Consider the following 21,101-nt stretch of genomic DNA (forward strand, 5'->3'; position numbering starts at 1 on the left):
GGCAAAAAGGTGTCGAACTTGTGTGGCCAGCGTCTACTACTCACTCGTAACCAAATGAGCGCACGCGTGCTTCGTCGTCGGCCCAGCCGGAGCGTACCTTGACCCACATTTCGATGAATACCTTGCAATTGAATAGCTTTTCCAGCTCGACGCGGGTTTCCATACCAATGCGCTTGATGCGCTCACCCTTGTCGCCAATCACCATGGCTTTGTGGCCGTCGCGCTCGACCACGATGGTGGCGGCAATGCGCAACAAGCGCTTCTGGCCTTTTTTCTGGGGCGGCTCTTCGTCAAACTTGTCGATGATGACGGTCGAGGTGTAGGGCAGCTCATCGCCGGTCAAGCGAAACAGCTTTTCGCGCACCATTTCGGCAGCCATGAAGCGCTCGCTGCGGTCGGTGAGTTCGTCGGCGGCGTACCACCAGGCCTGCTCGGGCAGGTATTTTTCGCAAATGCCCAGCAGGCGCTCCACATCCTTGGCGCTCATGGCCGACATTGGCACAAACTCGGCAAAGGCGTGTTGCGCCTGCATGGTCTGCAGCCAGGGCGCGATGTCGCCACGACGGTGCACGTTGTCGAGCTTGTTGGCGATCAGCAGCGTGGGGATTTTTTTGTCGAGCAGCGCCAGCACGCGGGCGTCGGCCGGGGTAAAGCTGCCGGCTTCCACCACAAACAAAATCAGATCGACATCGGCCACCGCGCCGACCACGGTCTTGTTGAGCGACTTGTTCAGCGCATTGCCGTGCAGGGTCTGAAAACCGGGGGTGTCAACAAACACAAACTGCGTCGCGCCCATGGTGTGCATGCCGGTGATGCGGTGACGCGTGGTTTGTGCCTTGCGCGAGGTGATGCTGATTTTTTGCCCCACCAGGGCATTGAGCAGGGTCGATTTGCCCACGTTAGGCTTGCCCACGATGGCTACCAGGCCACAGCGCTGGCCCGCAACCGGTGCCTCGGTAGCACCGGCGGGGCGCATGTCGCGGCGCATGCCGGCCAGCAGGTCTTCAAGGTTGGCTTGCACCTCGACCACAGGGGCATCGGCATTGGCGGCGGTTATTTTTGGGGTATTCATGAGTTCACCGTGGCTTTCAATGTTTGTAGCATGGCTGTGGCGGCAGCCTGCTCGGCAGCACGGCGCGAGCCGCCAGTACCGCGCTCAGCGCGTTTGAGTTCGGGAATTTCACACGCCACCTCAAAGCTTTGTTTGTGCGCCGCACCCAGGGTGGCCACCACCCGGTAGCTGGGTAGTTTCAGGCGGCGCGCTTGCAGCCATTCCTGCAGTTCTGTCTTGGGGTCTTTGCCAATGGCATCCATGCTTGGGTTGATTTGCACCGCCTGGTAGAGCCGCTGCACCAGCGCTTGCGCCGCTGCAAAACCGGCATCCAGATAGACTGCGCCAATCACGGCCTCAAGGGCATCGGCCAAAATGGAAGGCCGTTTTTGGCCGCCTGAGCGCAGTTCGCCCTCGCCCAGCAAAATCACATCAGGCAGGCCCAGCGACAGCGCCAGTTGGTGCAGCGTGTCTTGCCTGACCAAATTCGCCCGCACTCTGGACAAATCACCTTCAGGCAGGCTCTGCAGCCGCCGGTACAGCATGTCGGACACCATCACGCCCAGCACCGAGTCACCCAAAAACTCCAGGCGCTCGTTGTGGTCAGCTGAATAACTGCGGTGCGTGAGTGCGCGCTTGAGCAAAGTGGCATCGGCAAACGGGTGTTGCAGGCGCTGTTGCAGGGCAGCCAGCCCCGCGTTCAAGCCATCACCTGGATTTTCAATTTGAATTGCCACTGTACTTGAGGGTCAGGTAGGCGGGGCCCACCAATTTAAATTCACGCTCGTACGCAAAGCTGACGACCACTTTGTCATTTTCTTTGGTCACATCGAGGTCTTTGGCGGTAATCGAACTGATGGCATCAATGCTCGCGGCCCGGTCAAAAATCATGCGCACTTCGGGCACCGTATTGCCCTCTTTGGCTTTATTCACAGCTTTCAGAATGGTTTGGTATTCGATCACGGTGGGCACCACCTGCGCGGCAATCACACCCGTCACGGCGACCAAGCCTCCCACAAAAAGCAAACTGAAAAAAGTCAGGCCACGCTGGCCGAATTTGGATGAGGAAATCATGTCAGTCTCCTGGTCAATGGAAAGAGCCGATGCGCTTGAGGTTGCCGAAATTCATCCAGACAAAAAAGGCCTTGCCAACGATGTTTTTGTCGGGCACAAAACCCCAGTAGCGCGAATCGAGCGAGTTGTCACGGTTGTCGCCCATCATGAAGTAATGCCCCTCGGGCACCTTGCACACCACGCCCTCAATACTGTAGCGGCAATTATTTTTGAATTCAAATTCATCGGCCCCGGCAATGAAAGCGGGCCGCGCCGGGTCGTTGAGCAAACGGTGCGGTTGCTCACCCAGGGTTTCTTCAAACTGGGGAAAGTAGCGCATTGTGTCTTCGTCAAAAAACTCGGGTAATGCGTTGGTGGGCAGCGGCTGGCCATTGATGCTGAGACGCTTGTTCAGGTAAGCCACTTCATCGCCGGGCACGCCCACAACACGTTTGATGTAGTCCAGACTGGGCTTGGGCGGGTAGCGAAACACCATCACATCGCCACGTTGTGGCGGCGTGCCTTCGGTAATTTTGGTGTTGAGCACCGGCAGGCGCAGCCCGTAATGGAATTTATTGACCAGAATCAGGTCGCCGACCCACAAGGTGGGAATCATCGAGCCCGACGGAATCTTGAAGGGCTCAAACAGGAACGAGCGCAAAATAAAGACACCGATGATCACCGGGAACAGCCCGGCCGTCCAGTCCAGCCACCAGGGTTGCGCCAGGATGCGTTGTTTCGCCTCGGTCACGTCGCCATCGACCTTGCTGATGCCCATTTTGCCGAGTTCGGCGTTGCGCGCCGTGGTTTGCGCCTCCAGTGCGGCAGCTGCTCTTCGCCGCTGCGGCAAAAAGTAGAAGCGCTCGGCCAGCCAATAAAGGCCAGTGATCACCGATGCCAGGAACAGCAACAGGGCAAAATTACCTTCGAGCGCGCCAAAATACCAGGCGCCCACGTAGGCGACAAAGGCCGCCAGAATCACAGCTGTGAATGCTTGCATCATGCATCCACCTTCAAGATGGCCAGGAAGGCCTCTTGCGGCACCTCGACCGAGCCAATTTGTTTCATGCGTTTTTTGCCTTCTTTTTGCTTCTCAAGGAGCTTGCGCTTGCGTGAAATATCGCCGCCGTAGCACTTGGCGATCACGTTCTTGCGCAGCGCTCTGATTGTCTCACGGGCAATCACGTTGGCCCCGATGGCTGCCTGAATCGCCACGTCGTACATCTGACGTGAAATCACCTCGCGCATCTTGGCGACCACGGCACGCCCCCGGTAAACCGACTGGGAACGGTGCACGATGATCGACAGCGCATCGACCTTTTCACCGTTGAGCAATATATCGACCTTGACCACGTCGGCGGTGCGGTACTCCTTGAAATCGTAGTCCATCGAGGCATAGCCGCGCGACACGCTTTTGAGCTTGTCGAAGAAGTCCATCACGATCTCGCCCAGCGGCATCTCATAGGTCAGCACCACCTGGCGGCCCTTGTACGTCATATTTAACTGCACGCCGCGTTTCTGGTTGGCCAGTGTCATAACCGCGCCGACGTATTCCTGCGGCATGTAGAGGTGCACGGTGACGATGGGTTCGCGAATTTCTTCCAGTCGCCCCTGGTCGGGCATTTTGGAGGGGTTTTCCACCATCTTGACGGTGCCATCGGCCTGCACCACCTGATAGACCACGCTGGGCGCGGTGGTGATCAGGTCCTGGTCGAACTCGCGCTCGAGCCGTTCCTGCACGATTTCCATGTGTAACAGGCCCAAAAAGCCACAACGAAAGCCAAAACCCAGCGCCTGTGACACTTCGGGCTCGTAGTGCAATGACGCATCGTTGAGCTTGAGCTTCTCCAGGCTGTCACGCAGGCCCTCGTACTGGTTGGCCTCGGTCGGGTACAGGCCGGCAAACACCTGGGGCTGGATTTCCTTGAAACCCGGCAGAGCTTCGGTGGCGGTAAATGCTGCGCCCCCGGTGCCCGGCTTGATCAGGGTGATGGTGTCGCCCACCTTGGCCGCCTGCAATTCCCGAATACCGGCAATGATGTAGCCCACTTCGCCCGTTTCCAATGACTGACGCGGCTCGTTGGCGGGCGTGAACACACCCAGGCTGTCGGCGTTGTAGCTGGTCCCGGTGGCCATCATCTTGATCTTGTCACCCTTGGCCACGCGGCCATCGACCACGCGCACCAGCATCACGACACCGACATAAGAGTCAAACCAGCTGTCGATGATCATGGCGCGCAGCGCACCGTCGGGCTTGCCTCTGGGTGGCGGCACTCTGGCCACCACGGCTTCGAGGATGTCGTCGATGCCCATGCCGGTTTTGGCCGAACAGGCAATCGCCTCGGAGGCATCAATGCCGATCACATCCTCGATTTCGGACTTGGCGTTGTCCGGGTCGGCGTTGGGCAGGTCCATCTTGTTGAGCACCGGCACCACTTCCACACCCAGATCGAGCGCGGTGTAGCAATTGGCCACCGTTTGCGCCTCCACGCCCTGACTGACATCGACCACCAGCAAAGCGCCCTCGCAGGCTGACAGGGAGCGACTGACCTCGTAGGAAAAGTCCACGTGGCCGGGTGTGTCGATCAGATTGAGGTTATAGACTTTGCCATCAAGCGCCTTGTAGTGCAGCGCCGCCGTCTGCGCCTTGATGGTGATGCCGCGCTCTTTTTCGATGTCCATCGAATCGAGCACCTGGGCTTCCATTTCGCGCGCCTGCAAACCGCCGCAGCGCTGGATCAGACGGTCGGCCAGCGTGGACTTGCCGTGGTCGATATGGGCAATGATGGAAAAATTTCTGATGTGTTGCATCCAGGAAAACCGATTCAAGTAATTGATTGACAAACAGAAAAAAGGGCGCGTTTCAAAGAGACGCGCCCCGAGCCCAACGGATGGGCTACATCAAAGTCAGGTGCCCGATTGTAATTAAGTCAAAGCCGCCCCAATGAAATGACTTGCGGGTCAGAGCACTCGCGCAGCGACGTGCTCTGACCCCAACTGGTTTGATGCCTTGTGGGTCAGACCACTCGCGCAGCGACGTGCTCTGACCCCAACTGATTATTGATTGAACCGGATCACGGTGTACTGGGCCCATTCACCGCGGCGAAACAGAATGTTGACCGGTTTGGTTTTATCCAACTCGGCAACGACCTTTTCGAACCCGGCGACACTGGTCACCGCCACGTTGGCCACCGCCATGATCACGTCGCCTTGGCGCATGCCCGCGCGCGCCGCAGCGCCGCTGGTGGCATCGACCAGCACCCCGCCCTTGATGCGCAGTTCCTTTTTGGCGGCATCGGTCAGATCGCTCAATTCAAAGCCCATCGCCTGGGCCATTTTGGATGGCGTGGTCTTGGGTTTTATGGCCGGGGCCTGGGCAACTGCCTTTTCAGCTTCGATCTCGGCCACAGTCACCATCAGATCCTTGCTGGCACCACGGCGAAACACGGTCAGGGCGCTCTTGGAACCCGGCTTGGTGCCGCCCACCATGCGCGGCAGATCGCTCGATTTTTCAACTTTTTTGCCATCAAACTTGATGATGATGTCACCGGCTTCGACGCCCGCCTTGTCGGCCGGGCCGTCGGTCTCGACACCGCGCACCAAGGCACCATAAGGCTGGCCCAAGCCGATGGACTCGGCCACGTCCTTGCTCACCGGCTCGATTTGCACGCCAATGCGCCCGCGCGTGACGCGCCCGGTGGCACGCAGTTGCTCGCTCACGCGCACGGCCTCGTCCATCGGGATGGCAAACGAAATACCCATGGAGCCGCCCGAGCGCGAATAAATCTGGCTGTTGATGCCCACCACCTCGCCGCGCATGTTGATGAGCGGGCCACCCGAGTTGCCCGGATTGATGGCCACGTCGGTCTGGATGAAGGGCAGGTAATCACCCGTGTCGCGCTGCTTGGCGCTCACGATGCCGGCCGTCACGGTGTTCTCAAGGCCAAAGGGCGAGCCGATGGCCATGACCCACTCGCCGACCTTGAGGCGGCTCACGTCGCCCACCTTGACCGCTGGCAGGCCGGTGGCGTCGATCTTGACCACGGCCACGTCGCTGCGCTTGTCAGCGCCGATGATTTTGGCCTTGAACTCGCGCTTGTCGGTGAGGGTGACGATGACTTCGTCGGCGCCATCGACCACGTGGGCGTTGGTCATGACCATGCCGTCCGAGGTCAGGATAAAGCCGGAACCCACGCCGCGCGGCTGCTCTTGCTGGTTGGGCTGACCATGACCGGGTGGCAGACCCGGCCGCGGACCATTGGGCACATTGGGAATAGGCAGGCCGAAGCGGCGAAAAAATTCCAGCATGTTCGGGTCCAGTTGACCCGTGGAATTTTGCCGCGGGCTCACCTTCTCGAGCGTGCGGATGTTCACCACGGAGGGTCCGACCAGCTCCACCAGATCGGTGAAGTCAGGCAAGGCTCGCACCTGGGCGGCGGCTGGCGAGACTGGCAATAACAGGGTGGATGCCGTAACTGCCATGGCCACGCTGAGGACACCAGCATGCAAACTTTTTAGGTTGAATTGAATCATCTTTGGCCTTTTTTAAAAATACAGATGCAGAAATAAAGACTTATTGTTGTCTTTCAAGACCTTGGACAAAAAGTGCCAAAGTCTGCGGGGGCACCTCGCCCACGGCGGTAATCCACCAAGCACCCAGGCGATGCGTCAGCATGTGGGTGGCGCCCATGGCAAACTGGTCGTGGTGCACCATGTGGCTGTGGCGCGCGGCATCAAAGTTTTCAATAAACAGCGACACCGAAGCCAGTCCGTCTGAAAAAACCCATTGCAAGGTACTGCCTTGCCCGGCTGCAGGGTCTGAATTTACCCGTTTATGGCAGGCCATGGGTTTGAAGCCGGCCACCTGGCCCTTGAACAGCCAGCCCTCTTGAGCCGCCGTGGTCTTGACCAATTCTTGTTTTTCGACCTGGTAGCCCTTGGTATCGTCCATCAGTGCAGCCAGTTTGGCCAGGCTGACCGGTTCACCCAGCTTCAATTCTGAAAAGGCGGCCTGCTCCAGCACACCCCGCGCCGAGTCCAGCGTCTGCAATTTGACCACCACACCGGTTTCACGTTCCGTCCAGACCCGGTAGCCAAAACGCAGTGCATCGCCCGGCACCAGTTGCACCACGTCCGAGTCGAGGCCCGCGACGCGCTGGCGCCCCAATACTTTCAGGCTGTAATGCTGCGCAATCGACGAGTCGGCCCGGTTCAGCAAATTGGGAAACAGCCCGAGCGCATCACGGGTTTCAGTGATCACCACACGGCGTTCCGGCAAAAACGTCATCACCTGCTCATTACGCCGAAAGGTACTGCGCGGCGTTCCGGTCAGGGCATCGACGCGCTCGATTTGCTGCTGGCCGTCACAGACATGCCAGATGCGCGACGACGACATGCTGTCGCCGACAGTCACCACGAAGGTGCCCACATAGGAGCGCGACCGGGCCGCGTCGTGCAGTCGCATCAGCCAATGGCCGATCGATGCCTCTTGATGCCCGATGGGTTGTGCGCTGCCTGCGCTCAGCTTGCCTGCACTTTGCGCCCAAGCCGGGCTGGCACAGACCAGCAAAGCCAAACTCAGCCAGCATGGCAGCAAACGTCTCAACGCACACCCTCCTCAAACGTGGCATTGCGCAGGAATCCGGTGGGCGTTTGCAGCGCCGAGGTACCGCCAAACTGGCGATGCGCCGCCAGCAAGGCATCAAGTTGCGGATCGCGCAGCATGACCTGTGCCGCATCTGCGGCCAGTTGCGGCGGGCTGGCAGGATTAGCCTTGGGCGCACTCGCCAGTTGTGCCTGCGGCGAACCCAAACCCTGAAAGCCTTGCCAGGCAATCACCGCGACCAGGGCCACCGAAGCCAGCCCGACAACCAACCGCCAGTGGTGGTCATTGGCGCTGACCCGTGGCTTGCCTTGGGCATCTGCGACGCCTGGCACGATGCCATTGACTGGCTGTGCATCAGGCGCAGCCTGCAGGCCCGATGGCTCCGTCTCGTGTTGCAGCCTGGCGCGCAGTCGCAACACAAAGTCAGTCTCGTGCGCGTTGACATCAGACTGGCCGCTGCGCAGGGCTTCAGCCACCACATGGTAGGTGTGCCAGCTCCGGCGGGCCTCGCCGCTGCGCTCCAGCAGCGCCATCGCCTGTGCGAATTCATCACCGCGCAACTGGCCATCGACCAGCGCCGAGACCAGTTCGGTGTTTGCCATTGAAGTGTCCGTCATGTTGGTTCTTGCCTCTTGATTGGTTCGCTGCTGATTGAAAATAGCGATGGCTACCAACGCTTGCCGCCTTGTTTGTCCAGCATGGGTTTGATCTTGGCAGATACTGCTTCGCGCGCTCTGAAAATGCGCGAGCGCACGGTCCCTAATGGGCAGTTCATCACTTCAGCAATTTCCTCATAGCTCAATCCATCCATTTCACGCAAGCTCAGCGCCTGTCTCAGATCATCAGGCAGTGCCTCCAGCGCGGCATTCACAGCCTGGCCAATTTCCTTGGCCGCCAGCACCGACTCGGGTGTTTCATCTGTGCTTGGTTCACTTCGGCGCTGAAAAGTTTCATCTTCCTCGTCACTACCTTGCAGACGGCTCTGGAAAACCGCAGGATCGTTTTTGAGTTTGAGCAGAAAGCGCTTGGCGGTATTGACGGCAATACGGTAAAGCCACGTGTAAAACTGGGCATCGCCGCGAAACTGGTGCAGCGCCCGGTAAGCGCGAATGAAGGTTTCCTGGGCAATGTCCTCGACCAGATTGGTGTCACGCACCATGCGAGAGATCAGCCGCTCGATGCGGCGCTGATACTTGATCACCAGCAACTCGAAAGCGCGCTGATCACCCGCCACGGCCCGCTCCACCAACAGGGCATCGCTGTTGCCGGATGGCGACGGCGTATCCAGTCCGGTTTTTTGTTCAGCAGGCATCAGGCTTGTGGTGACGCAGCCAGGCGCGTTGAGTCGCCTGCAAGAGAATGCGCCGCTGGATTGAACAGGGCGCGACGCAAGGCCAACCAGCGCGCAGGCTGGGCTTGATGTGCTGGCCACACCCACCTTGTGGCACCGCTTGCGGGGTGCAAACAGAGCAGCAAACTGTGCTGCGCGTCAATGATGACCTGTGGCTCCACGACCTGACGTGTCATGCCCGAGCACCACAACCAGCTCTGGCCGTCCCAAACCAGTTGCCCCAGCGCCGGGCGCCTGAGGTGCCAGAGTGCCCAGTTCCCGGTCACAAGCCAAAGCAACAGCCCCAGCAGAGGGCCAACCCCATGCGCTGCCGACAGCTGCCACCAAACGACTTGCACCAGGCCACCGGACAGCACCACAGCCAGCGTCAGGCCCGTCTGAAAACGCGAACGCCCCACCGGATAGGTTACCGCTGGGGCGTTGTACATGGGCTTGATCGACGGGCGCTAAACGTCAGGGCGACCGCTTGAAAACCAGCGAGCCGTTGGTGCCACCAAAGCCAAAATTGTTTTTCACGGCAACGTCTATCTTCATGTCGCGCGCGGTGTTGGCGCAGTAGTCCAGGTCGCAGTCGGGGTCCTGATTGAAGATGTTGATGGTGGGCGGGCTCTTCTGGTGGTGCAGCGCCAGCACCGTGACCACCGATTCAAGACCACCAGCGCCACCCAGCAAATGGCCGGTCATGGACTTGGTGGAATTGACCACCACGTTTTTGGCATGGTCACCCAGCGCCGCCTTGATGGCGTTGGATTCGTTGGTATCGCCCAACGGGGTCGATGTGCCGTGGGCGTTGACGTAGTTGACCTGGTCGGCATTGACCCCGGCATTGCGCAAGGCGCTGACAATGGCGCGCCGCGGGCCGTCCATGTTGGGCGCGGTCATGTGACCGGCGTCGGCGCTCATGCCAAAACCGGCCAGCTCGGCATAAATTTTGGCGCCGCGTGCCTTGGCGTGTTCGTACTCTTCGAGCACCATGACACCTGCGCCCTCGCCCAGCACAAAACCGTCACGGTCTTTGTCCCATGGCCGCGACGCGGTGGCAGGATCATCGTTGCGGGTGCTCAGGGCGCGCATGGCGGCAAAACCGCCAACGCCCAGGGGTGACACCGCAGCTTCGGCGCCACCGGCCACCACCACATCGGCATCGCCATATTCGATCATGCGACCCGCCTGACCAATGCAATGCAGGCCGGTGGTGCAGGCGGTCACGATGGCCAGGTTCGGGCCTTTGAAGCCAAACCGGATCGACACATGGCCGGCGATCATGTTGATGATGGTGGACGGCACAAAAAAGGGTGATATCCGGCGCACGCCACGCTGCACGAACTCAGCGTGCATGTGTTCGATCATGGGCAGTCCGCCAATGCCGGAGCCGATCACGCAGCCAATGCGAGTGGCCAGTTCTTCGCTCAGGGCCTCGCCCGTGGGCAAACCGGCATCACGCACTGCCTGGGCAGCCGCGGCAATGCCGTAATGGATGAAGGTGTCCATGGCGCGCGCTTCTTTGGCGCTCATGTAGGCCTCCACGTCAAAGCCCTTGACTTCCCCGGCAATTTTGCAATTGAAGGTGGCGGCATCGAACTTGGTGATCAAACCCACACCAGGCTGGCCGGCCAGCAAATTGGCCCAAGTGGTGTCAACCGTGTTGCCCACGGGACTGACACAACCCAAACCGGTAACGACAACGCGACGACGAGGCATATTCATAAGCAGTCAGTGGTTCGTCCGAAGAAACCTCACCCCATGACAGGGTGGGAACAGAATTGGGTACCGCCAGCACACAATAGCCAGTCAACGACCGGGTTGCGATGCTGGACGCAAACGACACCCCGTCAGGATGTCAGGCTTCGGATTACGCTTTTGTGTGGGTATTGGCGTAATCGACGGCGTTTTGCACCGTGGTGATCTTTTCAGCATCTTCATCCGGAATTTCAATGCCGAATTCGTCTTCAAGCGCCATCACCAGCTCAACCGTATCCAGGGAATCGGCACCAAGATCGGCCACGAAGGCTTTTTCGTTGGTGACTTGGGATTCTTCAACACCGAGTTGTTCGGCAATGATTTTTTTAACGCGTGCTTCAATATCGCTCATGGGTTCCCTCAGAGGGTTGTGAAAAGATCCGTGATTTTAGCCGGGCCTGAAATGTGTTTCCAAACCCGACGGCCGTACGGACAAAGCGGCTTTATTTTGTCATCAAATGGGCGTGTCAGGCTCAGGCCATGAACATACCACCGTTAACGTGCAATTCCTGCCCCGTCACATAAGCAGCCTGCGGTGACGCCAGGTAAGCCACGGCATGGGCAATGTCAGAGGGTTTGCCGAGATGGCCCAGCGGAATCTGACTCAGCAAGGTTTTTTGCTGTTCATCGGCCAAATTCGCGGTCATGTCGGTTTCTATGAAACCGGGCGCAATGCAGTTGACCGTGATATTGCGCGAGCCCAGTTCACGCGCCAGCGCACGCGTCATGCCGGCAACACCGGCCTTGGCGGCGGCGTAATTGGCTTGGCCCGGGTTGCCGGACGCGCCCACCACCGAGGTGATATTGATGATGCGGCCATAGCGCTGCTTCATCATGGTGCGCATGACGGCACGGCTCATGCGAAAGACCGCCTTGAGATTGGTATCGAGCACGGCATCCCATTCGTCGTCCTTCATGCGCATGGCCAGGTTGTCGCGCGTGATGCCAGCGTTGTTCACCAGAATCTGCAGGCCGCCGTGTGCCTTGACGATGCTGTCGACCACTGCATCAACACCCGCAGCATCATTGACGTTGAGGTTTTGACCGCTGCAACCGACAAATGCTGCCAGTTTCTGGCTGATTTTGGCTGCACCTTCGTCGCTGGTGGCGGTGCCAATGACTTTGAGGCCGCGTTCGGCCAGTGCCATCGCAATGGCTGCACCAATGCCGCGTGAGGCACCCGTGACCAGGGCCACCTGGCCTTCAAACTTGATTTCGCTCATGTTATTGCGCGTCCAGAATAAAAGTTTTGACTTCAGCCAGACTGGCGAGATCGAACAAAGGCAGGCCCTGCATCTCGGCATGGATACGCTTGGTCATGCCAGCGAGCACCTTGCCGGGGCCGCACTCGACCAGGTTGGGTAAACCGCGCGCGCCAATGGCTTGCACGCATTCGACCCAGCGCACCGGACCAAAGGCCTGCCGGTACAAGGCATCACGGATGCGCTCAGGCTCTTGCTCCACGCACACGTCGATGTTGTTGATGACCGGGATTTGCGGCGCCGCAAACACAGTGGCAGCCAGCTTGTCCTTGAGCTTGAGCGCTGCGGGCTTCATCAGGCTGGAGTGAAAAGGTGCCGACACCGGCAAGGGCAGCGCGCGTTTGGCACCCTGCGCCTTGAGCGCCACACAAGCCTGCTCTACCGCCGCTTTGGAGCCGGCGATCACGGTCTGGCCGGGATCATTGAAATTGACTGCTTCCACCACTTCAGCGGAGCCAGCACCGAATGAGGCCGTTACCTCGGCACAGCCAGCCACCACTTTGGCGGCATCCATGCCCAAAATGGCCGCCATGGCACCCATGCCCACGGGCACGGCATCCTGCATGGCCTGGGCCCGAAAGCGCACCAGCGGCGCGGCTTGGCTCAATGTCAAAACACCGGAGGCCACCAGTGCCGAATATTCACCCAACGAATGTCCGGCAAGTGCCTGCGGCGCCAGCCCGACCTCAGCCATCCAGACCCGGTAGGCAGCCACGCCCGCCACCAGCATGACCGGTTGCGTGTTGGTGGTCAGCGCCAGCGCCTCCTTGGGGCCGTCCTGAATCAGGCGGCTGATGTCTTCGCCCAGCGCATCAGAGGCTTCCTGCAAAGCCGCCAGCACCTCGGGGTGGTCACCCCAGCCCGCCAGCATGCCAACCGACTGCGAGCCCTGTCCCGGAAAAACAAAAGCAAACGGTTTCATAGATGTTTTTGTCAATGAATAAAAAATAAATGTCAAATGCAATCGAGCTACAGCTTGAGCAGCACTGCGCCCCAGGTAAAGCCGCCGCCCACCGCTTCGAGCAGCAGCGTCTGACCCGCCTGCACCTGGCCACTGCGCACGGCAGTATCGAGCGCCAACCCCACCGACGCGGCCGACGTGTTGCCATGCTGATCGACTGTGACCACCACCTTGTCCATGGGCAACTTGAGCTTGCGCGCCGTGCTTTGCATGATGCGGATGTTGGCCTGGTGCGGCACCAGCCAGTCCACCTCGGTGGCGGCCATGTCTGCTTTGGTCAATACCGCCCGGGCGGCTTCGTCGAGCACGCCTACCGCCAGCTTGAACACCGCTTGTCCGTCCATGCGCAACAGCGGATCACCCAGAATCTGGCCACCGCAGACTTGCCCTGGCACGCACAATATATCGACATGTTGACCATCGGCATGGAGGTCGGTGGCCAAAATACCCGGCGTGCTGGAGGCTTGCAGCACCACCGCCCCGGCACCGTCGCCAAACAGCACACAGGTAGTGCGGTCCTTGAAGTCCAGGATGCGTGAAAACACTTCGGCGCCAACCACCAGGGCTTTCTTGACCGCCCCGGTGCGAATCATGGCATCGGCCAATGTCAGCGCATAAATAAAGCCACAACACACCGCCTGCACGTCAAATGCGGGCGCGCCATGGTTGCCCAGCTTGTTCTGCAAAATACAAGCGGTGGAGGGAAACACCATGTCGGGCGTGGAGGTGGCCACGATGATCAGGTCGAGGTCTTTGGCATCGACAGCTGCCGCCTGCAAGGCATTGCGGGCCGCCACCAGTGCCAAATCACTGCTGACAACACCGGCATCGGCAAAATGGCGGGCGCGAATGCCGGTGCGCTCAACGATCCACTCGTCGCTGGACTCGACGCCCTGAGCGGCAAGTTCAGCGACCAGGTCGGCATTGGTGAGGCGTCGCGGCGGCAAATAGCTACCGGTGCCGGTAATACGGGAATAGAGTTTCATGGATCAAACCGGAGGGTGTTGCAAGTTAGACCGGAACGTCATTGGTGGCCAAAAGAGGGGCTGCATGGGCGATCCGAACCCGGACACGATCCAGCAGATTATTGCGGGCTGCATCATACGCCCGCGCCAGGGCGAAGCCAAAAGCCAGTTCGTCGGCCGAGCCGTGGCTCTTGAATACCAGCCCGCGCAAGCCCAGCAGCGCACCGCCGTTGTAACGCCGATGGTCCATGCGCTTCTTGAGGGCGGCAATCACCGGATAGGCCGCCATGGCGGACAGCTTGGTGAAGATGTTGCGCGAAAACTCTTTTTTGAGGAAATCGACAATCATGCCAGCCAAACCTTCACTGGCCTTGAGCGCCACATTGCCGACAAAACCGTCGCACACCACAATGTCGGCTGTGCCCTTGAAGATGTCATTGCCTTCAACATTGCCATAAAAATTCAGGTCGCCCGCCTTGCCGGCAGCGCGCAGCAACTCGCCGGCTTTTTTGATGACTTCGTTACCCTTGATGGCTTCTTCGCCAATGTTGAGCAGGCCCACAGTGGGATTGTCTTCGCCGCTGAGCACCGACACCAGCGCCGACCCCATGACTGCAAACTGCAGCAAATGCTCGGCCGTGCAATCCACATTGGCACCCATGTCAAGCACCGTGGTGGCGTGGCCCCGGGCGTTGGGGATTTGTCCGGCGATGGCGGGGCGGTCAATGCCGTCAAGGGTTTTCAGCAGATAGCGCGAAATCGCCATCAAGGCACCGGTATTGCCCGCCGAAACCACCGCCTGGGCAGCGCCGTCTTTCACCTGCATGATGGCCACGCGCATCGACGAGTCTTTTTTGCGCCGCAGCGCGACTTCCAGCGGGTCGTCCATGGTGACCACCTCGCTGGCCAGCACCACGCTTGCGCGCATGTGAGCGTAATCGGCCATGCTTTGCGGCAAACCCACCAGGATCAGTTGCACATCAGGGTGTTGATCCAGAAAGCGGGAACACGCTGGCAGCGTGACCTCAGGGCCATGGTCGCCCCCCATACAGTCAACAGCAATAGTGATCATGAATATGCGGTCACCCAACAAAGCTCAATGCCAAGTCCAACGCAGTTCAGACTTGAAAAAGCAAAGGCCCGGGACTACGCAATGGGTAGCCCCGGGCCTTGGGTGACTGAAATACTTTAGGCTTCAGACTTGCTCTTGATCACCTGGCGGCCACGGTAAAAACCGTTGGGGCTAATGTGGTGACGCAGGTGTGTTTCGCCAGTGGTCGCTTCCACAGCGATACCAGGAACCACCAAAGCGTTGTGCGAACGGTGCATACCGCGCTTGGAAGGTGACTTCTTGTTTTGTTGGACGGCCATGTTCCGCTCCTTAAAGCTATAAGCTGCCAGAGCGGCAGCGAAAAGGGATGATGAGAAAGCGCATGTCGTCATGCGCGAAGCCGCACAGTATAACCCAAGACACTGCGCTTTTAAGCGATCAGCGCTTGCCGGGAAGTTTCAGGCCGGCCAACACCGCGAACGGGTTGGGCTTGGGCTGCACCGCTTCAAAATCAGCATCGACAGCCGTCAATTTGACGGGCAAGGGGCAGGATTCATGGCGCGGCACCACCGGCAGGTCCATCAACACCTCATCCTCGATCAATGCTGCCAGGTCAAAGTCATGGCTCAGCACCAGCACATCCTCAACCGAGGCATCGTCCTCCAGTTCGGCCTGCGCCTCGGTCTCGACAAAGCGGAAAGAGCGCTCAATCTGCAGCGGCACATCCACCGGGCCGAGGCAGCGCTGGCAAGTCAGGGGCAGGCTCACACGCACGCGCAAGTGCAGCCAGGCTTGCAGCTGCCCCGTCTGATCAGGCTGCAGGCCACCGCGCACCGCCCAGTCCAGGCCATTCTGTGCGCCAAGCCCATTGGTTTCAGCCAGCAATCGCTGGTAATTCAGGAGCAAATCATGGCCAGCGAGCTGTTGCGAAGCCAGGCCGACCTGCTTGACATCAATTTTGGGGGGGCGTTGGAATTCACTCATGCGCGCAGTGTAAGAGAATCAGGGCATGACGATTTTTCAACCCCGCCCCTTGATCCTGGCCTCCACCTCGATTTACCGCCGCCATTTGCTAGCGCGGCTGCGGCTGCCTTTTGACGTGATCGCCCCCGATGTTGATGAAGCCGCCCTGCCCCATGAGTTGCCCGAGTCGCTGGCCCGCCGACTGGCGTTGGCCAAAGCGCAGGCAGTGGCCGCCCAGCACCCTGAGTGCGTCGTCATTGGCTCCGACCAGGTGGCCGACCTCAATGGCGAGGCGCTGGGCAAACCTGGCACCCATGCGCGCGCGATGGCGCAATTGCAGCGCATGCGCGGCCAGACGGTGGTCTTTCAGACGGCTGTCGCCGTGGTGTGCCAAGCCAGCGGTTTTGCCAAAACCGAGTTGGCACAAGTCAGCGTTCTATTCAGGGATTTGACCGATGATCAGATTGAGAGCTACTTGCTGGCAGAAAAGCCCTACGACTGCGCCGGCAGCGCCAAAAGCGAAGGGCTGGGCATCGCCCTGCTGGCGCGCATCGACAACGACGACCCGACCGCGCTGATGGGTTTGCCGCTGATTCGCACCTGTCATCTGCTCGAAGCCGCCGGGCTCAAGGTGTTATGAAAGGCCGGCTCTACCTGGTGCCCGCACCGCTCGACTTTGGCTGCGCCCAGAGCGCAGCGCTGCAAACCACCATGCCGATGGGCACCATCACCGTGGCCGCCAGTCTGGCGCACTGGGTCTGCGAAAACGCCAAGTCGGCGCGCGCCTACCTCAAACGCGTCAACGAAGTCGTGCCGTTGTGCCAGCCCATTCAGGCGCAATCGCTGGTGGAGCTGCCGCGCGAAGTGCACAAAAAGGGCGACCACAACGGCAACTTCGACGCCCGCGCGCTACTTAAACCCGCGCTTGACGGTCACAACATGGGGCTGCTCAGCGAGGCCGGCATGCCCGCCGTGGCTGACCCTGGCGCGTCGGTGGTGCGCGCTGCCCATGAACTCGGCATCAGGGTGGTGCCGCTGGTGGGCCCGGTGTCGCTGCTGCTGGCGCTGGCTGCGAGCGGCCTGAACGGGCAGAATTTCGCCTTTGTCGGCTACTTGCCGCAAAACCCGCAGGAACGCGTGCAGCGCATCCGCGAACTCGAAGCGCTGGCGCTCAAGAGCGGCCAAACCCAGCTTTTCATCGAGACGCCTTACCGCAATCTGGCCATGTTGCAGTCGCTGCTGAACACCCTGCAGCACAACACGCGCCTGGCCATCAGTTGCGGACTGACGCTTGCCGGGGCCAGCATTACCAGCGACAACATCAAGAACTGGAAGCACTTGCCCGCGCCGCTCGACAACGCGACACCGGCGGTGTTTGCCATCGGGCGCTGACCGGACAAGGCTTCAACCTGGATTCCTCCGTTGACCGCTTGAAAACTTCGATAAGGCATTGAAATGATGAGAAAAAGTGACTTCGATCACGTTCACCTTTTGGGTGAAAGCGCGTCCAACTGAGGAATCCAGGTTCAACGCAGGCTGGCGGCTGACCTGAAGGCGCTCATGGCACCCGCACCTACTGCCACGCCAAAACGCTTGGCCAGGCGCTCGGCCACATTGTCGCGGCGGGTGTAGTCGATGATGTCTTCGGCCTTGATCACTTCACGCGCCACGTAGTCCAAGCTGCCCAACTGGTCTGCCAGCCCCATCTCCACAGCTTGCTGGCCACTCCAGAACAGGCCGCTGAAAGTCGCGGGCGTTTCTTTCAGGCGCTCGCCGCGCCCATCTTTCACCACAGTGATGAACTGCTGGTGAATCTGATTGAGCATGGCCTGCGCAAACGCGCGCTGCGTTTCAGTTTGAGGGCTGAACGGGTCCAGAAAACCCTTGTTCTCGCCCGCCGTCATGAGCCGGCGCTCGACACCAAGCTTGTCCATCAGGCCGGTGAAACCAAAGCCGTCCATCAGCACGCCAATGCTGCCGACGATGCTGGCCTTGTCAACAAAAATCTTGTCAGCCGATACCGCAATGTAATAGGCGGCCGACGCAGCCGACTCTTCCACCACGGCGTAAACCGGTTTGTTGTACAGCGCCTTGAGGCGTTTGATCTCGTCGTTGATGATGCCCGCCTGCACCGGACTGCCACCCGGTGAATTGATCAGCAGCAGCACCGCCTGGGCACCAACGTCTTCAAACGCCGCGCGCGCCGCGGCGAGGATCAGCTCGGCACTGGCCTCGGCATCGGAGGCAATCTCGCCCTTGATCTCAATCACCGCGGTGTGCGGGGTAGATACATTCGGGTTGGAAATACCCTGGTCAAATGCCAGCCACACCAGTGCCGCAAAAAACAGCAACCAGGTCAGCCGCACAAACGTGCGCCAGCGCCGCGCCAGGCGCTGCTCATGCAAGGCGGCAAATGCGAGTTTTTCCAGCGTGGCGCGCTCCCAACTTCGGCTCTCCTTCGGGGCAGCATCAGTGGCTGCACCGGCCAGCTTGGGGCCATCGTTGTCGGTGTCGTTCATAAATTAATTTGCAAGTTGAATTTGACTTGAAGTATGCCAGTACACCACGCCCTGACTTTCCGACACCTCAATTTTCACCAAACCACCCCGGCACGGGCCCATGCGGCAACGGCCGGTTTGCGGTTCATAGGTGGCACCGTGGGTGGCGCACATCAGCCAGTGCCCGGTGAGGTCAAAAAACTGGTTGGGCTGGTAATCCATTTCCATCGGCACATGGCTGCAACGGTTCAGATAGGCATGAACCCGGCCAAGGTAGCGCACCGCAAAGGCAGCGTTGTTTTGTCCGAGATAGCGCACCTCGAAAGGCACGGCCAAACCGCTGTCAAGCAGCGCTTCAGAGCAACAAAGAGAAATTGCCTGCGTCGTCATGGCGCTCAGGACTTGTTCATGAACCAGCCTTCAGGCATGCACGCGCAGCCAGTCATGCAGTTGGGCCACGTCGTTCGCCACCATCAGCGGCTTGAGCGCGACAAAGGCCTCGGGCTCGTGCGCACCATAGCTCACGCCAACGCTGGCGCAGCCCGCGTTGAGCGCCATTTGCAGGTCGTGCGTGGTGTCGCCAATCATCAGGGTGCGCTCAGGCGGCACGTCGAACTCGGTCATCAGTTCATGCAGCATCAGCGGGTCGGGCTTGCCGGCGGTTTGGTCGGCGGTGCGCGAGGCGTCGAAAGTGCCCGCCAGCGTCGAAGTGGCCAAAGCCTCATCGAGCCCGCGGCGGCTTTTGCCGGTGGCCACCACCAGCAGGTGGCCGCGCGACTTCAGTTCAGCCAGCATCGGCAGCACACCCTCGAACAGGTTGATTTCATGCTGAATGGCAAAGTAATGGTGGCGGTAGCGGTCGCCCAGCAGCGGGTAGCGCTCCTTGGGCACATCCGGGGCGGCGTGGGCCAGCGCATTCATCAAGCCCATGCCAATGACAAAGGAGGCCGCCTCGTCGCTGGGTTTTTGGCCGCCCACATCAAGCACGGCGGCCTGGATGCAGCGGGCAATGATGGCGGTGGAGTCGAACAAGGTGCCATCCCAGTCAAAGGCGATCAAATCAAAACGTCGTGAGTTCATAAAGGTGGGTGTTCAGGAGCCAACCGGCTCATGGTGAAGAAAAAGATGAAGAAAATTGCGCCAGCTCGGGCGGTAACTCTGCCACGATTTGCAACCGCTCACCACTGACAGGGTGATTGAACTGCAAACGCCAGGCATGCAAAAACATGCGTTTGAGCGCGGATTTGCTGCCTGCGCTGGCGAGTTGCTTGTTGAGATCGAAGTCGCCGTACTTGTCGTCGCCCAAGATCGGATAGCCTTCGCTGGCCAGATGCACCCGGATCTGGTGAGTGCGGCCGGTTTTGATGGTCACCTCCAGCAAACTGCCTTCAGGCAGATGTTCGCGCACCTTGACCAGGGTCAAGGACGGCATGCCATCGGCGTCGTCGCGCGCCACCACCTTGACGCGGCGCTCGCCCGCCTGCTTGTCCGCGCCGCCCAGCAAATACTTGTGCAGCGGTTTGTCGAGCACCTTGAGCTTGGCTGGCCAGGCGCCGCGCACCATGGCCAGGTAGGTTTTGTCGGTCTGGCGCGCACGGAACTGGTCTTGCAGGTTTTTCAGTGCACTGCGTTTTTTGGCCACCAGCAAGATGCCACTGGTTTCGCGGTCCAACCGGTGCACCAACTCCAGAAACCTGGCCTGCGGGCGCGCCATGCGCAATTGCTCGATCACGCCAAAACTCACGCCCGAGCCGCCATGCACCGCCACGCCGGCGGGCTTGTTGATCACCAGCAGGTGCTCGTCTTCGAACAATACGGCAAAGTCGCGCGCGGGCACGCCGCGCAGGGCGCCATGCGCCATGGCCTGCGCCTTTTCTGCCACCCGCTCGGAAATGCGTACCGGTGGCACGCGCAGCAAGTCGCCCGCGTTGAGCCGGGTGTCAGCCTGAATGCGGCCCTTGTTGACGCGTACCTCGCCGCTGCGGATCATGCGGTAAATGTGGGTTTTGGGCACCCCTTTGAGGTGGCGGATCAAAAAATTGTCCACCCGCTGGCCCGCGCTGTCCTCATCGATGCAAACGGTTTTGACCTCGGGCGCGGGCGCGGAGGGTTTGCCCTCTATAATTGGTTTCACTGGCGGGTTGTTGTAAGTGGTTGATTTAACTAATTGTTAAGTCTTCAAGGCGGTGAAGTTTAGTTCACGCGCCTCCTGCCCCGCCAGCAAAGTCGATACCGCCCGCTACTTTCCCCGCAATTGGCTGCCCACCCGGTCGTCATGGCAGGCCAGGTAAACGGTCAAAACGACGCATTGAAACCCTGAATCGGAATACCCAAAATTCACAGACCCGTGCTGTGAATGGAATGAAGCGATATGTTTGTGTTGATGAACCTGATGTGGATTTGCCTGCAGCGCCCAACCGCGCTGTGCTTTGGCATGCGTCAGGCATCAGCGCCCGTTCAACGGACGTATAAAGCTATTTTATCAATAGCAAATTTAACACCCATCCCGATCGCTCCCATCCACGCGCCCACACCCAGACCCAAAACCTGAGTCTGCGTTCTCCGGCTGTTTCCTCCTCGTTTCAAAGCGTCAGTTCGTGT

Annotated in this window: 24 protein-coding genes; 2 read left to right on the plus strand and 22 right to left on the minus strand. The window is 59.8% G+C overall.

Annotated elements, in window-relative coordinates; translation table 11 throughout:
• Positions 1-40 precede the first annotated feature (40 nt).
• The 18 genes from era to IBX54_RS03150 form a co-directional block, all read right to left on the minus strand.
• A complete protein-coding gene (gene era, locus IBX54_RS03065; protein ID WP_296541216.1) occupies positions 41-988 on the minus strand; it encodes a GTPase Era in 948 nt (315 codons plus the stop codon).
• 80 nt (positions 989-1,068) lie between these two features.
• Entirely contained in the window at positions 1,069-1,755 is a 687-nt protein-coding gene (gene rnc, locus IBX54_RS03070; protein ID WP_296541190.1) for a ribonuclease III, read from the minus strand.
• A 16-nt stretch (positions 1,756-1,771) separates the two neighbouring features.
• Entirely contained in the window at positions 1,772-2,125 is a 354-nt protein-coding gene (locus IBX54_RS03075) for a DUF4845 domain-containing protein (protein WP_296541191.1), read from the minus strand.
• 13 nt (positions 2,126-2,138) lie between these two features.
• Positions 2,139-3,104, minus strand: coding sequence for a signal peptidase I (lepB, locus tag IBX54_RS03080; RefSeq protein WP_296541217.1), 966 nt, complete (start codon positions 3,102-3,104; stop codon positions 2,139-2,141).
• Positions 3,104-4,915 carry a translation elongation factor 4 gene (lepA, locus tag IBX54_RS03085; protein ID WP_296541192.1) on the minus strand — a complete coding sequence of 604 codons (1,812 nt, stop codon included), beginning with the start codon at positions 4,913-4,915 and terminating at the stop codon, positions 3,104-3,106. The genes lepB and lepA overlap by 1 nt, the downstream gene beginning before the upstream one ends.
• A 246-nt stretch (positions 4,916-5,161) precedes the next feature.
• A complete protein-coding gene (locus IBX54_RS03090; RefSeq protein WP_296541193.1) occupies positions 5,162-6,637 on the minus strand; it encodes a DegQ family serine endoprotease in 1,476 nt (491 codons plus the stop codon).
• Positions 6,638-6,677: 40 nt separating this feature from the next.
• Positions 6,678-7,709, minus strand: a complete 1,032-nt coding sequence (locus IBX54_RS03095) for a MucB/RseB C-terminal domain-containing protein (protein WP_296541194.1) — start codon at positions 7,707-7,709, stop codon at positions 6,678-6,680.
• Positions 7,706-8,311 carry a sigma-E factor negative regulatory protein gene (locus tag IBX54_RS03100; protein ID WP_296541195.1) on the minus strand — a complete coding sequence of 202 codons (606 nt, stop codon included), beginning with the start codon at positions 8,309-8,311 and terminating at the stop codon, positions 7,706-7,708. Before IBX54_RS03100 ends, IBX54_RS03095 begins: the two co-directional genes overlap by 4 nt.
• A 65-nt stretch (positions 8,312-8,376) precedes the next feature.
• Positions 8,377-9,021: an RNA polymerase sigma factor RpoE gene (gene rpoE / locus IBX54_RS03105; RefSeq protein ID WP_296541196.1), complete on the minus strand. Its 645-nt coding sequence runs from the start codon at positions 9,019-9,021 to the stop codon at positions 8,377-8,379.
• Positions 9,021-9,488, minus strand: a complete 468-nt coding sequence (locus tag IBX54_RS03110; RefSeq protein ID WP_296541197.1) for a hypothetical protein — start codon at positions 9,486-9,488, stop codon at positions 9,021-9,023. The genes rpoE and IBX54_RS03110 overlap by 1 nt, the downstream gene beginning before the upstream one ends.
• A gap of 25 nt (positions 9,489-9,513) precedes the next feature.
• The gene (gene fabF, locus IBX54_RS03115) at positions 9,514-10,761 is read right to left on the minus strand and encodes a beta-ketoacyl-ACP synthase II (RefSeq protein WP_296541198.1); all 1,248 of its coding nucleotides are present in this window, start codon (positions 10,759-10,761) and stop codon (positions 9,514-9,516) included.
• A gap of 151 nt (positions 10,762-10,912) precedes the next feature.
• Entirely contained in the window at positions 10,913-11,152 is a 240-nt protein-coding gene (gene acpP, locus IBX54_RS03120; RefSeq protein ID WP_296541199.1) for an acyl carrier protein, read from the minus strand.
• A gap of 121 nt (positions 11,153-11,273) precedes the next feature.
• Positions 11,274-12,023 (minus strand): 3-oxoacyl-ACP reductase FabG, encoded by a 750-nt coding sequence (gene fabG, locus IBX54_RS03125; protein ID WP_296541200.1) that lies wholly within the window; start codon positions 12,021-12,023, stop codon positions 11,274-11,276.
• Position 12,024: 1 nt separating this feature from the next.
• A complete protein-coding gene (fabD, locus tag IBX54_RS03130; RefSeq protein WP_296541201.1) occupies positions 12,025-12,984 on the minus strand; it encodes an ACP S-malonyltransferase in 960 nt (319 codons plus the stop codon).
• A gap of 47 nt (positions 12,985-13,031) precedes the next feature.
• Complete coding sequence (locus tag IBX54_RS03135; RefSeq protein ID WP_296541202.1) at positions 13,032-14,009, minus strand: beta-ketoacyl-ACP synthase III; 978 nt, start codon at positions 14,007-14,009, stop codon at positions 13,032-13,034.
• Between the two features lie 25 nt (positions 14,010-14,034).
• Positions 14,035-15,060: a phosphate acyltransferase PlsX gene (plsX, locus tag IBX54_RS03140; RefSeq protein WP_296541203.1), complete on the minus strand. Its 1,026-nt coding sequence runs from the start codon at positions 15,058-15,060 to the stop codon at positions 14,035-14,037.
• A 116-nt stretch (positions 15,061-15,176) separates the two neighbouring features.
• The gene (gene rpmF / locus IBX54_RS03145) at positions 15,177-15,359 is read right to left on the minus strand and encodes a 50S ribosomal protein L32 (protein WP_296490040.1); all 183 of its coding nucleotides are present in this window, start codon (positions 15,357-15,359) and stop codon (positions 15,177-15,179) included.
• Positions 15,360-15,477: 118 nt separating this feature from the next.
• The gene (locus tag IBX54_RS03150) at positions 15,478-16,023 is read right to left on the minus strand and encodes a YceD family protein (RefSeq protein ID WP_296541204.1); all 546 of its coding nucleotides are present in this window, start codon (positions 16,021-16,023) and stop codon (positions 15,478-15,480) included.
• Between the two features lie 25 nt (positions 16,024-16,048).
• Between IBX54_RS03150 and IBX54_RS03155 the strand changes: the two genes are divergently transcribed.
• Positions 16,049-16,642, plus strand: a complete 594-nt coding sequence (locus IBX54_RS03155) for a Maf family nucleotide pyrophosphatase (protein ID WP_296541205.1) — start codon at positions 16,049-16,051, stop codon at positions 16,640-16,642.
• Positions 16,639-17,394, plus strand: a complete 756-nt coding sequence (locus tag IBX54_RS03160) for an SAM-dependent methyltransferase (protein WP_296541206.1) — start codon at positions 16,639-16,641, stop codon at positions 17,392-17,394. Before IBX54_RS03155 ends, IBX54_RS03160 begins: the two co-directional genes overlap by 4 nt.
• Before the next feature lie 134 nt (positions 17,395-17,528).
• Here IBX54_RS03160 and IBX54_RS03165 read toward each other — a convergent pair whose 3' ends face one another.
• Genes IBX54_RS03165 through IBX54_RS03180 form a run of 4 tightly spaced genes read right to left on the minus strand, consistent with a single transcriptional unit; the run spans position 17,529 to position 20,634 of the window.
• Entirely contained in the window at positions 17,529-18,521 is a 993-nt protein-coding gene (locus tag IBX54_RS03165; protein ID WP_296541207.1) for a S49 family peptidase, read from the minus strand.
• A 3-nt stretch (positions 18,522-18,524) separates the two neighbouring features.
• Positions 18,525-18,890 (minus strand): Rieske 2Fe-2S domain-containing protein, encoded by a 366-nt coding sequence (locus IBX54_RS03170; RefSeq protein WP_296541208.1) that lies wholly within the window; start codon positions 18,888-18,890, stop codon positions 18,525-18,527.
• 30 nt (positions 18,891-18,920) lie between these two features.
• Positions 18,921-19,580 carry an HAD family hydrolase gene (locus IBX54_RS03175; RefSeq protein WP_296541209.1) on the minus strand — a complete coding sequence of 220 codons (660 nt, stop codon included), beginning with the start codon at positions 19,578-19,580 and terminating at the stop codon, positions 18,921-18,923.
• 28 nt (positions 19,581-19,608) lie between these two features.
• Complete coding sequence (locus IBX54_RS03180) at positions 19,609-20,634, minus strand: RluA family pseudouridine synthase (protein ID WP_296541210.1); 1,026 nt, start codon at positions 20,632-20,634, stop codon at positions 19,609-19,611.
• Positions 20,635-21,101 lie beyond the last annotated feature (467 nt).

Source organism: Rhodoferax sp. (genome assembly GCF_014859475.1).
In the GTDB taxonomy this organism is placed as follows: Bacteria; Pseudomonadota; Gammaproteobacteria; order Burkholderiales; family Burkholderiaceae_C; genus Rhodoferax.

What these genes read in the sequence shown, in the direction of transcription:
- era (WP_296541216.1), bottom strand. Translation starts at nt 988, where the DNA reads ATGCGCCGCGACATGCGCCCCGCCGGTGCTACCGAGGCACCGGTTGCG.
- IBX54_RS03075 (WP_296541191.1), bottom strand. Translation starts at nt 2,125, where the DNA reads ATGATTTCCTCATCCAAATTCGGCCAGCGTGGCCTGACTTTTTTCAGT.
- lepB (WP_296541217.1), bottom strand. Translation starts at nt 3,104, where the DNA reads ATGCAAGCATTCACAGCTGTGATTCTGGCGGCCTTTGTCGCCTACGTG.
- lepA (WP_296541192.1), bottom strand. Translation starts at nt 4,915, where the DNA reads ATGCAACACATCAGAAATTTTTCCATCATTGCCCATATCGACCACGGC.
- IBX54_RS03090 (WP_296541193.1), bottom strand. Translation starts at nt 6,637, where the DNA reads ATGATTCAATTCAACCTAAAAAGTTTGCATGCTGGTGTCCTCAGCGTG.
- IBX54_RS03100 (WP_296541195.1), bottom strand. Translation starts at nt 8,311, where the DNA reads ATGGCAAACACCGAACTGGTCTCGGCGCTGGTCGATGGCCAGTTGCGC.
- rpoE (WP_296541196.1), bottom strand. Translation starts at nt 9,021, where the DNA reads ATGCCTGCTGAACAAAAAACCGGACTGGATACGCCGTCGCCATCCGGC.
- IBX54_RS03110 (WP_296541197.1), bottom strand. Translation starts at nt 9,488, where the DNA reads ATGTACAACGCCCCAGCGGTAACCTATCCGGTGGGGCGTTCGCGTTTT.
- fabF (WP_296541198.1), bottom strand. Translation starts at nt 10,761, where the DNA reads ATGCCTCGTCGTCGCGTTGTCGTTACCGGTTTGGGTTGTGTCAGTCCC.
- acpP (WP_296541199.1), bottom strand. Translation starts at nt 11,152, where the DNA reads ATGAGCGATATTGAAGCACGCGTTAAAAAAATCATTGCCGAACAACTC.
- fabG (WP_296541200.1), bottom strand. Translation starts at nt 12,023, where the DNA reads ATGAGCGAAATCAAGTTTGAAGGCCAGGTGGCCCTGGTCACGGGTGCC.
- fabD (WP_296541201.1), bottom strand. Translation starts at nt 12,984, where the DNA reads ATGAAACCGTTTGCTTTTGTTTTTCCGGGACAGGGCTCGCAGTCGGTT.
- IBX54_RS03135 (WP_296541202.1), bottom strand. Translation starts at nt 14,009, where the DNA reads ATGAAACTCTATTCCCGTATTACCGGCACCGGTAGCTATTTGCCGCCG.
- plsX (WP_296541203.1), bottom strand. Translation starts at nt 15,060, where the DNA reads ATGATCACTATTGCTGTTGACTGTATGGGGGGCGACCATGGCCCTGAG.
- rpmF (WP_296490040.1), bottom strand. Translation starts at nt 15,359, where the DNA reads ATGGCCGTCCAACAAAACAAGAAGTCACCTTCCAAGCGCGGTATGCAC.
- IBX54_RS03150 (WP_296541204.1), bottom strand. Translation starts at nt 16,023, where the DNA reads ATGAGTGAATTCCAACGCCCCCCCAAAATTGATGTCAAGCAGGTCGGC.
- IBX54_RS03155 (WP_296541205.1), top strand. Translation starts at nt 16,049, where the DNA reads ATGACGATTTTTCAACCCCGCCCCTTGATCCTGGCCTCCACCTCGATT.
- IBX54_RS03160 (WP_296541206.1), top strand. Translation starts at nt 16,639, where the DNA reads ATGAAAGGCCGGCTCTACCTGGTGCCCGCACCGCTCGACTTTGGCTGC.
- IBX54_RS03165 (WP_296541207.1), bottom strand. Translation starts at nt 18,521, where the DNA reads ATGAACGACACCGACAACGATGGCCCCAAGCTGGCCGGTGCAGCCACT.
- IBX54_RS03170 (WP_296541208.1), bottom strand. Translation starts at nt 18,890, where the DNA reads ATGACGACGCAGGCAATTTCTCTTTGTTGCTCTGAAGCGCTGCTTGAC.
- IBX54_RS03175 (WP_296541209.1), bottom strand. Translation starts at nt 19,580, where the DNA reads ATGAACTCACGACGTTTTGATTTGATCGCCTTTGACTGGGATGGCACC.